A 15680-nucleotide genomic window follows, 5' to 3' on the forward strand; every position below is an offset into this window, starting at 1 on the left:
TTATATTTTGAAATCAATAATTTAAATAAGTTTATATAGCTTTATGGAGAATAAAATAAAAGCATTTATGGACGAGGTAATTTCCAGAAATGGACATGAACCAGAATTCATTCAAGCGGTGCAAGAAGTTGCAGAAACGGTTATACCATATATTGCCAGTCAAGACATATATAATGGTAAAAACATTCTTTTGAGAATGGTTGAGCCAGAGCGTTTAATTTCTTTTAGAGTGGCTTGGGTAGACGATGATGGTGAAATTCATGTAAACCGTGGCTATAGAATTCAAATGAATTCTGCTATTGGACCATATAAAGGTGGTTTGCGTTTTCACCCAACTGTAAATGCAAGTATCTTAAAATTCTTGGCTTTTGAGCAAGTATTCAAGAACAGTCTTACAACATTGCCAATGGGTGGTGGTAAAGGTGGTTCTGATTTTGATCCAAAAGGTAAATCTGATGATGAGGTAATGCGTTTTTGTCATGCCTTTATGTTAGAATTAAATAGACATATAGGTCCTAATACAGATGTACCTGCTGGTGATATTGGCGTTGGAGCTCGTGAGATAGGTTTCCTTTTTGGTATGTACAAAAAGATACGTAATGAGTTTACCGGTGTATTAACAGGTAAAGGTCTTTCTTGGGGTGGTTCTAAAATTAGACCAGAAGCTACAGGTTACGGTACTGTGTATTTTGCACAAAGTATGCTAAAGACGAAAAACGAAACTTTTGAAGGCAAAACAGTAGTAATTTCTGGATCAGGAAACGTAGCTCAGTATGCAGCTGAAAAAGCAATTTTATTAGGGGCTAAAGTGGTAACACTTTCAGATTCTAGCGGATATATTTATGACAAAGACGGCATTAATGATGAGAAGCTTGCTTTTGTAATGGATCTTAAGAATAACAAAAGAGGACGTATTTCTGAGTATGCAGATAAATATGCTTCTGCTGAATTTCATAAAGGAAAAACACCTTGGGAAGTAAAATGTGATATTGCATTACCATGTGCTACCCAAAATGAGTTGGATCAAGATGATGCTAAAAAGCTATTGAAAAATGGATGTATGTGTGTTGCGGAAGGTGCTAACATGCCTTGTGATACAGATGCTGTTCATGAATTCAATAACGCAAAAATATTGTTTGCACCAGGTAAAGCTTCAAATGCAGGTGGTGTTGCAACGTCAGGTCTAGAAATGTCTCAGAATTCATTAAGAATTAGCTGGACACGTGAAGAGGTTGATGAGCGTTTGAAAGATATAATGGAAGATATTCACGATTCTTGTATAGAGTTCGGTAAGGAAAAAGATGGTTTCTGTAACTATGTAAAAGGAGCCAATATTGCTGGTTTCGTTAAGGTGGCCGATGCCATGTTAGCACAAGGTGTTATCTAGAACTTAAGATTACTGTATTAAACATATGATGCGAGACTCTATTTTAGGGTCTCGCATTTTTTTATGCAAGGTTGTCAACAAGCTTCAATCAACTATCTTTGTTGAAATAGATGTTCTAATATGCAGGTGACCACAAAGGCTATAATATTTTCTGCACTTAAATATGGCGATACAAGTCTTATTGTCAAAGCCTTTACAGCATCAGATGGTATAAAATCATATTTATTACGCGGGGTGTTATCTTCAAAGAAAGGAAAATTAAAAACTGCCTATTTTCAGCCTTTAACACAGTTAGAAATTGTTGCCAACCATAAAAACAAGGGCACATTAGAGACCCTTAAAGAAGCAAAGGTTTTTTATCACTATCAAACTTTATATGCAGACATGGCTAAAAATGCAATGACCTTATTTTTAGCAGAGCTATTAGGGAATAGCATACGGGAAGAAGAGAAAAATGAAGATTTGTTCCAGTTTTTAGAAGCATCGTTACAATGGTTAGATATGCATAAAGATGTGGCTAATTTTCATCTCTATTTTATGTTGTCATTGACACGCTTTTTAGGTTTTTATCCAGATGTATATCAGATAGATAAGCCCTATTTCGATTTGTTAGAAGGGGAGTTTGCTGCCGTTGAATCATTGAACCCAATGTTAAGAGGGGAGAATATTTATTATTTCAAGACCTTATTGGGCACAAATTTTGATGCAATGCATACCGTGAAGATGAAAAAAAATAATCGCCAAGAATTACTGAAATCTTTAATCCTTTATTTTGAATTGCATTTACAAGGTTTTAGAAAACCAAAGTCGCTTGCCGTTTTAAATGATGTTTTTAATACGTATGTATAAGTATCTATTTATAGCACTTTTTTTATGTTGTTATTTTGGCAATGCTCAAGAAATTATCGTGCTAGATGCCGATAGTGGTGAGGAGGTTTCCAATGTTGCCGTATACAACAAAGATAAATCTAAGATTGCACTATCAAATTTCGATGGGGTTTTTGATGCTTCTGTATTTACAAGTAAAGAACGCATTACCCTAAAGCATATTGGTTATCAAGAATTTAAAACCACTAAGCTGCAATTACAAAGACAAGGTAATAGCGCCTACTTGATTATGAAGGCTCAGCAATTAGATGAAGTGGTAATGTCCGTTTCTAAATGGGAGCAACAAAAAAGAGATATACCCAATAGAATAGTTTCTTTAGATGCAAGGTCAATTGCTTTTTCTGCACCACAAACGGCGGCAGATTTACTTCAAAATAGCGGTAAAGTATTCGTGCAAAAAAGCCAAATGGGTGGTGGTAGTCCAATGATTCGTGGGTTTGCTACTAATAGATTACTACTATCTGTTGATGGGGTAAGAATGAACAACGCCATATTTAGAGGTGGTAATGTGCAAAATGTAATATCTGTTGATCCCTTCACAATTAAGAATACAGAGGTTATTTTTGGTCCGGGTTCGGTTATATATGGTAGCGATGCAATTGGTGGTGTTATGAACTTTTATACTAAAAAACCAATGTTGTCGCAGAATGATAGCCTTCTGGTACACGGTAATACCAATTATAGATTTGCATCGGCGAATATGGAGAACACCGTACATGCAGATATTAACCTAGGTAAAAAAACATGGTCTTCACTTACAAGTATGACGTATAATAATTTTCAAGATTTAAGAATGGGTTCTCACGGTCCAGATTCTTATTTAAGAAATACATACGTGCAAACTGTAAATGGTATTGATGAATTGGTAGAAAATGATTCGCCAAAAAAACAAGTACCAACAGGATATGATCAAATAAATTTCATGCAAAAATTTCTGTTTAAACCCAATACAAAATGGGATTTGAACTTAGGTGCCTATTATACTGAAACATCTAATTATTCTAGATATGACCGTTTAATTAGACCCGCAAGTGATGGTTTAGGCTTGCGTTCAGCAGAATGGTACTATGGACCACAGAAGTGGTTTATGGGAAATGCGCAAGTTCAGAAAAAAGGAAACGGTAAAGTATATGATGGTTTAAAATTAGGTTTGGCATATCAGCATTTTGAAGAAAGTAGAATTAACAGAGATTTTCAAGATGAGATAAGAAATACAACCAAAGAAAAAGTAGATGCGGTAAACTTTAATATTGATTTGGAGAATAAGAAGATTGGCGATTTCAGACTGTATTATGGTACTGAGTATATATATAATAAAGTAAGGTCAGATGGTTTTGATTTAAATATTAATACTGATGAACAAACCGATGCTGCATCACGCTACCCAGATGGTTCAACTTGGCAAAGCTTGGCTGGGTATGTAAATGGCGAATACAAAGCAAAACCTAATTTTACGATTATGTCTGGTTTGCGATATAGCCATGTATGGGTTGACGCTGTATTCGATGATACTTTTTATGATTTTCCGTTTGAGACTGCAGATTTAAGTACAGGGGCATTAACTGGTAGTGTAGGTTTCAGTTGGTTCCCCAGAGCCAATCTACAGGTTACTTTAAATGGATCTACAGGTTTTAGAGCTCCGAATATAGATGATGTCGGTAAGATTTTTGATTCTGAACCAGGGTCGGTGGTCGTGCCAAATCCTGATTTAGAGCCTGAGTATGCCTATAATGCTGAAATAGGCGTACAGCGAAATATAAACGATAAGATTATATTAAAGGGTGCAGCATATTACACGTATTTAGTAGACGCTTTGGTACGTAGAGATTTTAGTTACAATGGGGTTTCTGAAATTGAATATGGTGGCGAGTTAAGTAACGTGCAGGCAATTCAAAATGCAGCTAAAGCCTATGTATATGGTTTTGAGTTTGGGTTAGAGGCATATTTGACCGAGCAATGGTCATTATCATCTAACTTAACGTTTACAGAAGGTGTGGAAGAGGAGGATGATGGTTCTGAAACTCCCGCACGTCATGCAGCACCAACCTTTGGGGACTTTCATGTCTTATGGAAAAATCAAAGATTACGAACAGATTTGTTCTTGAATTATAATGGAGAAATCGCGTATGATGATCTTGCAGTTTCAGAGCAGTCTAAAGAGTACATTTATGCTACAGATGAAAATGGAAATCCGTTTGCGCCATCTTGGTACACTTTAAATTTTCGTTCTCAATATGATGTAACCAATAGATTTAAGGTAACCGCTAGTATAGAGAATTTAACAGATCAGCGATATAGAACATATTCTTCTGGTTTAGTTGCGCCAGGGTTAAATATTATTCTTGGTATAGGCTATCATTTTTAAACAAAAAAAGACCCGGTATTAGCGGGTCTTTTTAATTTATAAAAAAAAGGATATTGTTAGTGTTTAACCGCCTTTTTTACATCTTCAGCTTTTTGAGCTGCTTTGTCAGCAGCATCATTAGCTGCATCTTTTACGTCATTACCTGCTTCTTTAGCAGCGTCCATACCATCTTGACCTGCTTTCTTAGCGGCATCCATAGTATCTTCACCAGCTTTCTTAGCAGCGTCCATACCATCTTGACCAGCTTCTTTTACTGAATCAGCAGCATCACCAGCAGCATCCATTGCACCTTCGCCAGCTTCTTTAGCAGCATCCATACCTTCTTGACCAGCTTCTTTGGCAGCATCCATTGCACCTTCGCCAGCTTCTTTTAAATCGTCACCAGCATTTTCTAATGCAGCTCCTGCTTCTTCAGTTGCAGCTTTAGCTTTATCAGCTGCATCTCTACAAGAAACAGATAAACTAAGTGCTAAAATTGCTAATGATCCTAAAATTACTTTTTTCATTTGTGTAAACTTAAATGGTTAATTGTTCGTGGTAATATACGTAGAAATTTAACTTTTGGATGTTTTGGACCTAAATAAATCCATTAATACATGGTTTATAGGTATTTCAGTACACTCAATACACTCCTCTTTGATCAAAATTTTATAATTTTGCAGCCTTTTAAACCCAGTACTATAAGCATTTTGTATGAAGTTCACAGAATATCAAGGATTGAATTTACCAAAGGTCGCAGAAGAAATACTTGACTACTGGTCAAAGAATGCCATTTTTGAAAAAAGTATATCTACTCGAGAGGGTAAAGATAGTTATGTATTCTATGAAGGTCCACCATCGGCAAACGGTATGCCAGGTATTCATCATGTAATGGCTAGAACCATTAAAGATATCTTCCCAAGATATAAAACCATGAAAGGTTTTCAAGTAAAGCGTAAAGCTGGTTGGGATACTCATGGTCTTCCTATTGAATTAGGTGTTGAGAAAGAACTGGGTATTACTAAAGAAGATATAGGAGTTAAAATTTCTGTAGAAGAATATAATGCTGCTTGTAAAAAAGCGGTAATGAGATATACCGATGTTTGGAATTCGATGACCGAACAAGTTGGGTATTGGGTAGATATGGAAGATCCGTACATTACCTATAAGTCCAAATACATGGAAACTGTTTGGTGGTTATTAAAACAGATATATTCAAAAGATTTAATATATAAGGGTTATACCATACAGCCATATTCACCAAAGGCAGGAACTGGGTTAAGTTCTCATGAGCTAAATCAACCAGGTACCTACCAGGATGTGACGGATACTACGGTAACTGCTCAGTTTAAAGCTGTCGAAGAAACATTGCCAGATTTCTTACAGAACGAAGGCACAGTTTACTTTTTAGCTTGGACGACTACCCCTTGGACATTACCTTCGAATACAGCATTGACTGTAGGTTCTAAAATTGATTATGTATTAGTTGAATCTTACAATCAATATACTTTTGAGCCTATGAATGTTGTACTTGCCAAGAACTTGGTAGGCAAACAATTCTCTGGTAAGTTCAAAGAAGTATCAGAGAAGGCTGAGTTATTAGAATACACGTCTGGTGACAAAAAAATTCCTTTCTATATTGTAAAAGAGTTTAAGGGAAAAGATTTATTGGGTGTTCGTTATGAGCAGTTAATGGATTATGTGCTTCCTTATGAAAATGCAGAAAATGCTTTCAGAATAATTGCTGGTGATTTTGTAACTACCGAAGATGGTACAGGTATCGTCCATACCGCACCTACTTTTGGTGCAGATGATGCTTTTGTGGCTAAGCAGGCAGTTCCAGAAATACCACCAATGTTAGTGTTAGATGAAAATGCAAACTTGGTTCCTTTAGTTGACTTGCAAGGTAGGTTTAGACCAGAGTTAAAAGAATTGGGTGGTAAGTATGTTAAAAACGAATATTATGAAGATGGTGAAGCACCAGAACGTTCTATAGATGTTGAAATTGCCATTAAACTAAAAGAAGAAAATAAAGCCTTTAAGGTAGAAAAGTATGTGCATAGTTACCCAAACTGTTGGCGTACAGATAAACCAATATTATATTACCCATTAGATTCTTGGTTTATTAAAGTGACCGATGTAAAGGATAGAATGTTTGAGTTGAACCAAACTATTAACTGGAAACCAAAAGCAACTGGTGAAGGTAGATTTGGTAATTGGTTGGCGAATGCAAATGACTGGAACCTATCTAGGTCTCGTTATTGGGGTATTCCATTGCCAATTTGGAGAACGGAAGATGGTAAGGAAGAAATTATCATTGGTTCTGTAGCCGAGCTAAAGTCAGAAATGACTAAAGCAGTTGAAGCGGGGGTATTGGAAAAAGATATTTATGCAGATTTCGTAGTCGACGATATGTCTGATGCGAACTACGATAAAATAGATTTACATAAGAACATTGTTGATCAGATTACATTAGTGTCTTCATCAGGCAAACCAATGAAGCGTGAAAGTGATCTAATTGATGTTTGGTTTGATAGTGGTTCTATGCCTTATGCCCAGTGGCATTACCCATTTGAAAACAAAGAATTGATAGATGAAGGAAAGACATTTCCTGCAGATTTTATAGCAGAAGGTGTTGACCAGACACGTGGCTGGTTCTATACCTTGCATGCAATTGCAACTATGGTATTTGATTCAGTTGCGTATAAAAATGTTGTTTCTAACGGTCTCGTTTTAGATAAAGAAGGTAAGAAAATGTCTAAGCGATTAGGTAATGCAGTAGATCCTTTTGAAACCATGAACGAGCATGGTGCAGATGCTACAAGGTGGTATATGATCAGTAATGCCAACCCTTGGGATAACCTGAAGTTCGATACAGAAGGTATCGCTGAGGTAAAGCGCAAGTTCTTTGGCACCTTATATAATACCTATTCCTTTTTTAGCTTGTATGCTAATTTAGATAAGTTTACTTATGCCGAAGCAGATGTGCCTATGGCTGAACGTACAGAGATAGACCGTTGGATTTTGTCAGAATTAAATTCATTGATTAAAACTGTAGATACGGCATACGACGAGTATGAGCCAACACGTGCTGCAAGAGCTATATCAGATTTTGTTCAAGAGAATCTAAGTAACTGGTATGTTCGTTTGTGTAGAAGACGTTTCTGGAAAGGGGAATATGCTCAAGATAAAATTGCGGCATACCAAACTTTATATACATGTTTAGATATTGTTGCAAAATTATCAGCACCAATTGCACCATTTTTTATGGATCAATTGTATTTGGATTTGAATAGGGCTACCGTAAAAGATGGTTTTGAAAGTGTGCATTTGGCAGATTTCCCAGTTGCAGATGAGTCACTTATTGATAAAAGTTTAGAAGTTAAAATGCAGAAAGCACAAATAATTTCTTCTTTAGTATTATCAATCCGTCAGAAAGAGAAAATAAAAGTGCGTCAGCCATTGCAGAAAATAATGATTCCTGTGTTAGATAATAAAGACAGGGAAGAAATTGAAGCAGTGTCAGAATTAATAAAATCTGAAGTTAACGTTAAGGAAATTCAACTGCTAGATGATGCATCTGGAATATTGGTAAAACGTATTAAGCCTAATTTCAAGACTTTAGGTCCAAAATTTGGTAAAGAAATGAAGCAAATTGCTCAAGTTGTCAATGGTTTTGATCAGAATGACATCCAAAAAATTGAGCAGGATGGCGAATTAACAATCCAATTAGAAAATAAAAGTATTACTTTACAGTTACAAGATGTAGAAATCTCTTCTCAAGATATTGAAGGTTGGATGGTAGCGACCTCTGGTAAATTAACTGTTGCCTTAGATGTGACAATTAATGAAGAGTTGAGAAATGAAGGAATTGCAAGAGAGTTGGTCAATAGAATTCAGAATATTAGAAAAGATTCTGGTTTTGAAGTGACAGATAAAATTGCAATCGAAGTATTAAAAGACGGTTTTGTTGAGGTTGCTGTGAAAAATAATGTAGAGTATATTAAAACAGAGACATTAACGGCTGAGTTAAATTTTGTAGAAAAATTGGACAAAGGCATAGAAATTGCTTTTGACGAGGTGAACACTAAATTGTTTATTGAAAAACATTAAAAGATGGCAGAAGATTTAAAAGTAAGGTATTCTGATAAAGATTTGGCAGAATTCAAAGTATTGATTGAAGAGAAGATAGAAAAGGCAAAAAGCCATTTAGAGCTCTTGAAAAGTGCTTATATGAATGATGGTAATAATGGTACCGATGATACGTCACCTACCTTCAAAGCATTTGAAGAAGGTTCAGAGACCATGAGTAAAGAGGCAAATACGCAATTGGCTATAAGGCAAGAAAAGTTTATTCGTGACCTGAAGAATGCGATGTTACGTATAGAAAATAAAACCTTTGGCATATGCCGTGTAACAGGTAAATTAATCAATAAAGAGCGGTTAAAACTTGTGCCACATGCTACATTAAGTATTGAAGCTAAAAATATGCAGTCATAATTGAAACGCCTTTAGGGGCGTTTTTTAATAGCTATTATTTTGAAAGTTTCCCTATTATATTTCGTGATTTTATTTTCTATTGGGCTCAGTGCGCAAAAGAAAATGTACGAAAATATTTTAGCAGATCATATAAGTTTAATACAGGTAGATGCTACTAACTGCTTTGTTGTAGAAGTGCAAACAGGTGAGGGTAATGAAATTAGTATTGTAGCAGAAATGGAGGGTGAATATAGTCAAGACCTAGATTTAGAAGTCTCAACTAATGGTTCTACCCTTTTTGTGGAAACAGGCTTTACTCCGAATTTCGAAAATCCTAATGATAAACTAAGTGCTCATAAAGTAGTTTCAATTTCATTGAAATTAAGAATTCCTTCTTATAAAAATCTAGAAATCTATGGTACCAATACTAGGGTAGAATTAGGTGGAGAGTATAATGAATTACATGTATCATTATCAGACGGCATATGCGTGTTAAATAATATAGAGGCCGAAGCTGAAATAAAATCTCAAAGTGGTAATATTAAGGTCTATTCTGCAGCAGCTGCAATAAGTGCTACAAGTAAGTACGGGGAGGTTTCTACTAATCTCATACCAAAAGGAAATTCTATTTTTATACTAGAAACTGTTACCGGAAATATAGATCTCATTAAAACCGAATAATATTTATATTTTTGCGCTCATTGATTAAAGCCCATGAACATTAAAAAATCTGTACTGTTTATTCTATTGATATTAATTATTGATCAATGGAGTAAGATTTATATAAAGACCCATTTCGTTTTGGGTGAGTCGGTTGAGGTATTTAACTGGTTTAAAATACTATTCATTGAAAATGAAGGTGCTGCTTGGGGTGCAAAACTTAGTGATGTTTTGCCTATTTCAGATAACATCGGAAAATTAGTTTTAACGGTATTTCGACTATTTGCCATTTTCGGTATAGGGTATTGGCTTTTTGATGTCATTAAGAAAAAAGCATCGAATACCTTAATTTGGGCGGTTTCATTAATTTTTGCTGGAGCATTGGGTAATATTTTGGACTCCGTTTTTTATGGGGCTATTTTTAATGAAAGTTATAATGAAGTAGCAACCTTATTTTCTGATGAACCTTATGAAAGGTTATTTTATGGTAAGGTAGTAGATATGTTATATTTTCCAATGGTAGATTCTACTTGGCCTACTTGGATGCCAATAATAGGCGGGCAAAATTTTAGATTTTTTGAACCAGTTTTCAATATTGCTGATACTGCAATAAGTACAGGTGTTGGTATATTATTAGTGTTTAATAAAAGAGCATTTAATAAAGAAGAAGAAGAGGCGCCGGTACAGGAAGTAGAAAGTCTACAAGATTAAGACGTTTTAAAAGAATAGGTTTTATTAGGCGTTACGCAATAGTCGAGAGGTATATCTGTAGCGTCAACATCATCGATACTATGTTCAGCTTTAAAGAAAGATAATCCAATTTTTATGACATCTTCTTTGCAATCACTGAGAAATCGGTCATAATATCCTTTTCCGTATCCTATTCTGTTTCCTAATTCGTCAAACGCTAAAAGCGGAATAAAAACAACATCTATTTTTTTTGGTTCAATAGTAATGCCATCTACAGGTTCTGGTATATTTAGGGTATTGGTCGTAAATTTTGTGTTGTCGGTAAGCAGAAAATGTTCTAATTGTGTAGAAGATTTAATTTTCGGAACAATGACATTTTTATCTAAACCTAGAAGTATTGAGATGATACCTTCTGTATTTATCTCAGCCTTCTGTTCTATAGGTAAAAATATGTGGAAATATGAATTACTCCATATTGGCAATTGCAAGACTGAATTCGCAATTGCTATACTTTGAGAAGATAATTGAGAGGGTGTTAGGGAACTACGAAGCTTTGAATATTTTATGCGTAAATCTTTCTTCAACATAGTGAAGTGATTTTAGCACAATGATATTTCATTTTATTCTTTACCTGCAACAGCAAAAAATACCTTGAAAAATAACATTAAAATAAGGTAAGTTCCTAAAGTGATGATATAACTATCCATAATCTTTATTTTGTAAATGAGCCAATAATTGTTGTTGTCACGTTAAAAATAAGTAAAATAATTAATACTTGCTCTTTTAAGTGTACTTTTTTATCGTTGAAATGCACATTTTTATTATAAAATTAACATTTTCATTCATATAACGTTATACAGAAACAATTAATTACTTGAAAATCAAAGATTTAAATATATGTATATTTTTTTAAATTATTAATAACATAATTTGAATATCATAAAATTATTTAAATGAAAAAATATGGGTTATAAAAATATGATATCCATAATTACATAAATATGGCGGTAATAAGAATTTACTCATGTGGTGTAATACGAAATGAGTTTTATAGACTAAATTAGTAGTATCAAATTATGACAGAAATCCCCATAAACATACAGCTTAGTGCGTTACCTACCGGTCCGGGAGTATATCAGTTTTACGACAGTAATGACTGTATATTATATGTAGGTAAAGCAAAGAATTTAAAGAAACGAGTATCATCCTATTTCAATAAGAATCACGAGTATGGTAAAACCCGGGTTTTAGTTAAAAAGATTCGGGCTATTAAGCATATTGTTGTGCCGACAGAGTCAGATGCTCTTTTGCTAGAGAATAATTTAATTAAAGAATTAAGACCTAGGTATAATGTATTATTAAAGGACGATAAGTCATACCCTTGGCTTTGTCTTAAGAACGAACGATTTCCAAGATTTTTTCCGACCAGAAGAGTAATCAAAGATGGGTCTGAGTACTTTGGTCCTTACACCAGTATGAAAACGGTACGGGTACTGTTAGATCTGATCAAAAGTGTTTATCCTTTAAGAACATGTAATTATGACTTATCTGCTGAGAAAATTAATGCCGGTAAATATAAAGTATGTTTAGAGTATCATTTAGGTAACTGTAAAGGTCCGTGTGAAGGGTATCAGTCAATAACAGAATATGATCGACAAATAGATGATATACGGGAAATTGTAAAGGGTAATTTTAAATCATCAATATCTTATTTCAAAAGTCAGATGAAAGCACTGGCAGAAGAAATGAAGTTTGAAGAAGCCCAAGAGATAAAAGATAAGATAGATGTTTTAGAAAATTATCAGGTTAAAACGACAATAGTAAACCCTAAGATCAGTAATGTAGATGTATTCAGTATAATTTCAGACAGTGCTTTTGCGTATGTTAATTTTCTTCAGTTGGCGCATGGGTCAATAATAAGGTCTCATACTATGGAGATTAAGAAGAAACTTGAAGAGAAAGATGAAGATTTGCTAGAATTGGCTATTGTTGAAATTAGCAATCGCTTTAAATCTGATTCAAAAGAACTTTACGTACCTTTTAATATAGCTGTATCGCCAGGTTTAAAGGTGACGGTTCCAAAATTGGGAGATAAAAAGCGAATACTAGATTTGTCTGAGCGTAATGCCAAATTTTTTAGGCAGGAAAGATTTAATCAAATTAAAATTATTGATCCAGACCGCCATACAAATAGAATAATGGCGCAAATGAAAAAAGATATTCGTTTGTCTGCCGAACCTAGGCATATTGAGTGTTTTGATAATAGTAATATTCAAGGTAGTAATCCTGTAGCGGCATGTGTTGTTTTCAAAGATGGAAAGCCGTCAAAAAAAGAGTACAGACATTATAATATAAAAACGGTAACGGGTCCAGATGATTTTGCGTCTATGGAGGAGGTTGTGTATCGTAGGTATAAAAGATTGCAAGAAGAAATGCAGCCATTACCACAGTTAATTGTTATTGATGGTGGTAAGGGTCAATTGTCGTCTGCTCTAAAAAGTTTAGACCTTTTAGGTTTAAGGGGTAAAATTGCTATTATTGGTATAGCAAAAAGATTAGAAGAGATTTATTTTCCAGAAGACCCTATACCTTTATATTTAGATAAGAAATCTGAAAGTCTTAAAATAATTCAATATTTACGAAATGAAGCCCATAGGTTTGGGATAACCTTTCATAGAAATAAAAGAAGTAAAGGAGCTATTAATTCTGAATTGGAAGGTATAGATGGTATTGGTGAAAAGACAGCACAGCAATTATTAAAGAAATTTAAATCGGTAAAACGTATTAAAGAAGCTTCTGTCGAAAGTTTAAGTGAAGAAGTTGGAGTTTCAAAAGCAAAAAAGATATATGAATCTTTTCATAAAGAATAATATAGGAAGAATACCAATGGTGTTGTCGGTACTTTTATTAAGTACCGGTTCTTTGATTGCTCAAAACAAAGAAGAAAAGAAAAAACCAAAAATTGGCTTGGTGTTAAGTGGAGGCGGTGCAAAGGGTATGGCACATATAGGCGCCCTGAAAATTATTGAAGAGGCTGGTGTTGAAATCGATTATATTGGCGGTTCAAGTATGGGTGCTATTGTAGGGGCTTTATACGCGGCCGGTTACACAGCAGACGAATTAGATTCAATATTTAAAGTAACCAATATAGGTTCTTTAATTCAAGATAATTTACCTAGAAGCGCTAAAACTTTTTATGAAAAAGAAGATTCAGAACGGTATGCATTAACACTACCGTTCAAGAATTTTAAAGTTACGGTACCTCCTGCATTTTCAGGAGGGCAAAATATATATAATGAGTTTGTTAGATTACTATATCATGTAAAAGATATAGATGATTTTAATATGTTGCCAACTCCGTTTGTATGTATAGCAACTGATATTGAAACAGGTAAACAGGTCATTTTAAATTCAGGATATCTGCCAGAAGCTATTTTGGCAAGTGGAACATTACCGTCTCTTTTTGAGCCTACGATTATTAATGATAAAGTATTGATAGATGGTGGTGTGGTCAATAATTATCCTATAGACGAGGTAAGGGCAATGGGCGCTGATATTATAATTGGTGTAGATGTTCAGCACGATTTGTCTAATCGAGAAGCATTGTTGTCTGCAACAGAAATTCTATTACAAATTAATAATTATCGTACGGTTGCAGATATGAAAGTCAAAGCTAAGAAGACTGATATTTATATAAAACCACATATAGAAGAATACTCGGTAATAGATTTTAATAGATTAGGTGAAATTGTTAAAACGGGTGAAGAAGCTGCAAGTTTAAAAATCGGCGAACTTAGGGAGTTGGCAACGGGTTATAAGAAAAGTAAAAATTCAATCTCTGTAATTGAGGCAGATGAGCAGCTTACAATAAACAGATTGTTGATAGACGGTAATACCGATCATACAAGGGGTTATGTAAAAGGTAAATTGCGCTTTAATTTAGATGAGCCTATTAACTTTAAAAAGTTGCAACAGGGTATAAGTAATTTATCTGCAACAGGTAACTTTAAAACAATCAAATATAAATTACTTGATAATTTAAATGGTGGCGAAGATTTAATACTACCGTTAGATGAAACCAGAAATACATCTTTTTTAAGATTAGGCGCTCATTTTGATGATTTGTATAAAAGCGCGGCACTTATAAATGTTACAAAAAAAAGAATATTATCAAAAGACGATGTAGCCTCTTTTGATTTTATATTGGGTGATAATATCAGGTATAATTTTGAGTACTATTTGGATAAAGGTACCTATTGGAGTTTTGGTATCAACTCTAGATTTAATGACTTTGAGCAAGAAATTGATTTTGACTTAATAGAGGATAATTTTGAAGTTGGCGAAGAAACATCACTTAATAGAATTAATTTAAATGTTTCAGACTTTACAAATCAACTATACATTCAAACAGTGGTAAAAGAAGAATTTGCGTTTACCCTTGGAGGAGAATTTAAACATTTGCAATATAGCACTAGAACGTTTGGAGATACGCCTGATAGTACTACCCCAGGAACCACGTCTAGTAACGGCAGAACATATTTCGAGAGAAGTAATTTCATAAGTGCCTTTGGGTCATTAAAATTAGATACTTACGATGATAAGTATTTTCCATCAAGAGGGTTGTATTTTAATGGTGATATGCACTATTATATATTGTCATCAGATTTTAATAATAATTTTAAAGATTTTTCGGTGTCAAAAGCTCGTTTGGGTATGGCAATGCCTTTGATTAAAAATCTTTCTATAAATGTAGAAACAGAAGGCGGGTTTAAATTAGGAACATCTAATGTAACCTCGTTCGATTTTCTTCTTGGCGGATATGGTACAGATTTGATAAACAATTTTGTTCCATTTGTAGGGTATGACTTTATTAGTTTACCGGGGAATAGTTTTGTGAAAGCATATGCTAGGTTAGATTATGAATTTGCTAAAAAGAACCATTTGTTGTTTAGTGCAAATTTTGCTAATGTAGATGATGATCTTTTTAGAACGGGAGATTGGTTCAAGGCGCCAACATATTCGGGTTACGGAATAGGGTGTGGTTGGGAGTCATTTTTGGGACCTATTAATGTAATGTACTCTTGGACGCCAGAAATAGATTCTTCTCAATTTTTTGTTAGTGTAGGGTATTGGTTTTAGTAACAACAGCCATTGAAAATGGTCTAATTCTGACTGAGTTTCTTAATAGTTTCCCAAATATTAATTAGAAGTGTGAATAACTGTTAAGGTTAT

General features: G+C 34.2%; 11 protein-coding genes. 9 read left to right on the forward strand and 2 right to left on the reverse strand.

Translation table 11 applies throughout. The features are described 5' to 3' along the window. Positions 1 to 43 precede the first annotated feature (43 nt). The 3 genes from gdhA (at position 44) to Q0871_RS09540 (ending at position 4640) form a co-directional block, all read left to right on the forward strand. Positions 44 to 1387 (forward strand): NADP-specific glutamate dehydrogenase, encoded by a 1344-nt coding sequence (gene gdhA / locus Q0871_RS09530; protein ID WP_299321432.1) that lies wholly within the window; start codon positions 44 to 46, stop codon positions 1385 to 1387. Between the two features lie 120 nt (positions 1388 to 1507). After that, complete coding sequence (recO, locus tag Q0871_RS09535; protein WP_299321438.1) at positions 1508 to 2236, forward strand: DNA repair protein RecO; 729 nt, start codon at positions 1508 to 1510, stop codon at positions 2234 to 2236. After that, positions 2229 to 4640, forward strand: coding sequence for a TonB-dependent siderophore receptor (locus Q0871_RS09540; RefSeq protein ID WP_299321443.1), 2412 nt, complete (start codon positions 2229 to 2231; stop codon positions 4638 to 4640). The genes recO and Q0871_RS09540 overlap by 8 nt, the downstream gene beginning before the upstream one ends. Positions 4641 to 4696: 56 nt before the next feature. Here Q0871_RS09540 and Q0871_RS09545 read toward each other — a convergent pair whose 3' ends face one another. Further along, complete coding sequence (locus Q0871_RS09545; protein WP_299321447.1) at positions 4697 to 5146, reverse strand: hypothetical protein; 450 nt, start codon at positions 5144 to 5146, stop codon at positions 4697 to 4699. A gap of 187 nt (positions 5147 to 5333) precedes the next feature. Between Q0871_RS09545 and ileS the strand changes: the two genes are divergently transcribed. The 4 genes from ileS (at position 5334) to Q0871_RS09565 (ending at position 10469) form a co-directional block, all read left to right on the forward strand. After that, positions 5334 to 8732 carry an isoleucine--tRNA ligase gene (gene ileS, locus Q0871_RS09550; RefSeq protein WP_299321451.1) on the forward strand — a complete coding sequence of 1133 codons (3399 nt, stop codon included), beginning with the start codon at positions 5334 to 5336 and terminating at the stop codon, positions 8730 to 8732. Positions 8733 to 8735: 3 nt separating this feature from the next. After that, positions 8736 to 9119 carry a TraR/DksA C4-type zinc finger protein gene (locus Q0871_RS09555; protein ID WP_036157281.1) on the forward strand — a complete coding sequence of 128 codons (384 nt, stop codon included), beginning with the start codon at positions 8736 to 8738 and terminating at the stop codon, positions 9117 to 9119. Between the two features lie 102 nt (positions 9120 to 9221). Continuing rightward, on the forward strand, positions 9222 to 9779 hold the full coding sequence (locus Q0871_RS09560; protein WP_299321458.1) for a DUF4097 family beta strand repeat-containing protein: 558 nt from the start codon (positions 9222 to 9224) through the stop codon (positions 9777 to 9779). A gap of 33 nt (positions 9780 to 9812) precedes the next feature. Next, positions 9813 to 10469 (forward strand): lipoprotein signal peptidase, encoded by a 657-nt coding sequence (locus tag Q0871_RS09565; protein WP_299321461.1) that lies wholly within the window; start codon positions 9813 to 9815, stop codon positions 10467 to 10469. Here Q0871_RS09565 and Q0871_RS09570 read toward each other — a convergent pair. Then, the gene (locus Q0871_RS09570) at positions 10466 to 11035 is read right to left on the reverse strand and encodes a 5-formyltetrahydrofolate cyclo-ligase (protein ID WP_299321465.1); all 570 of its coding nucleotides are present in this window, start codon (positions 11033 to 11035) and stop codon (positions 10466 to 10468) included. The two genes, Q0871_RS09565 and Q0871_RS09570, sit on opposite strands and share 4 nt — an antisense overlap. Before the next feature lie 489 nt (positions 11036 to 11524). On the opposite strand from Q0871_RS09570, the gene uvrC reads away from it, so the two are divergent. Together uvrC and Q0871_RS09580 are read left to right on the forward strand one after the other, a co-directional pair. Beyond that, on the forward strand, positions 11525 to 13318 hold the full coding sequence (gene uvrC / locus Q0871_RS09575) for an excinuclease ABC subunit UvrC (RefSeq protein WP_299321470.1): 1794 nt from the start codon (positions 11525 to 11527) through the stop codon (positions 13316 to 13318). After that, complete coding sequence (locus Q0871_RS09580; RefSeq protein WP_299321474.1) at positions 13296 to 15587, forward strand: patatin-like phospholipase family protein; 2292 nt, start codon at positions 13296 to 13298, stop codon at positions 15585 to 15587. The genes uvrC and Q0871_RS09580 overlap by 23 nt, the downstream gene beginning before the upstream one ends. Positions 15588 to 15680 lie beyond the last annotated feature (93 nt).

It is taken from the genome of uncultured Maribacter sp., assembly GCF_947500985.1.
Lineage (GTDB): Bacteria > Bacteroidota > Bacteroidia > Flavobacteriales > Flavobacteriaceae > Maribacter.

Coding starts and splice junctions, on each gene's coding strand:
- recO (WP_299321438.1), top strand. CDS start 1,508: ATGCAGGTGACCACAAAGGCTATAATATTTTCTGCACTTAAATATGGC.
- Q0871_RS09545 (WP_299321447.1), bottom strand. CDS start 5,146: ATGAAAAAAGTAATTTTAGGATCATTAGCAATTTTAGCACTTAGTTTA.
- Q0871_RS09565 (WP_299321461.1), top strand. CDS start 9,813: ATGAACATTAAAAAATCTGTACTGTTTATTCTATTGATATTAATTATT.
- uvrC (WP_299321470.1), top strand. CDS start 11,525: ATGACAGAAATCCCCATAAACATACAGCTTAGTGCGTTACCTACCGGT.
- Q0871_RS09560 (WP_299321458.1), top strand. CDS start 9,222: ATGTACGAAAATATTTTAGCAGATCATATAAGTTTAATACAGGTAGAT.
- Q0871_RS09580 (WP_299321474.1), top strand. CDS start 13,296: ATGAATCTTTTCATAAAGAATAATATAGGAAGAATACCAATGGTGTTG.
- Q0871_RS09570 (WP_299321465.1), bottom strand. CDS start 11,035: ATGTTGAAGAAAGATTTACGCATAAAATATTCAAAGCTTCGTAGTTCC.
- Q0871_RS09540 (WP_299321443.1), top strand. CDS start 2,229: ATGTATAAGTATCTATTTATAGCACTTTTTTTATGTTGTTATTTTGGC.
- ileS (WP_299321451.1), top strand. CDS start 5,334: ATGAAGTTCACAGAATATCAAGGATTGAATTTACCAAAGGTCGCAGAA.
- Q0871_RS09555 (WP_036157281.1), top strand. CDS start 8,736: ATGGCAGAAGATTTAAAAGTAAGGTATTCTGATAAAGATTTGGCAGAA.
- gdhA (WP_299321432.1), top strand. CDS start 44: ATGGAGAATAAAATAAAAGCATTTATGGACGAGGTAATTTCCAGAAAT.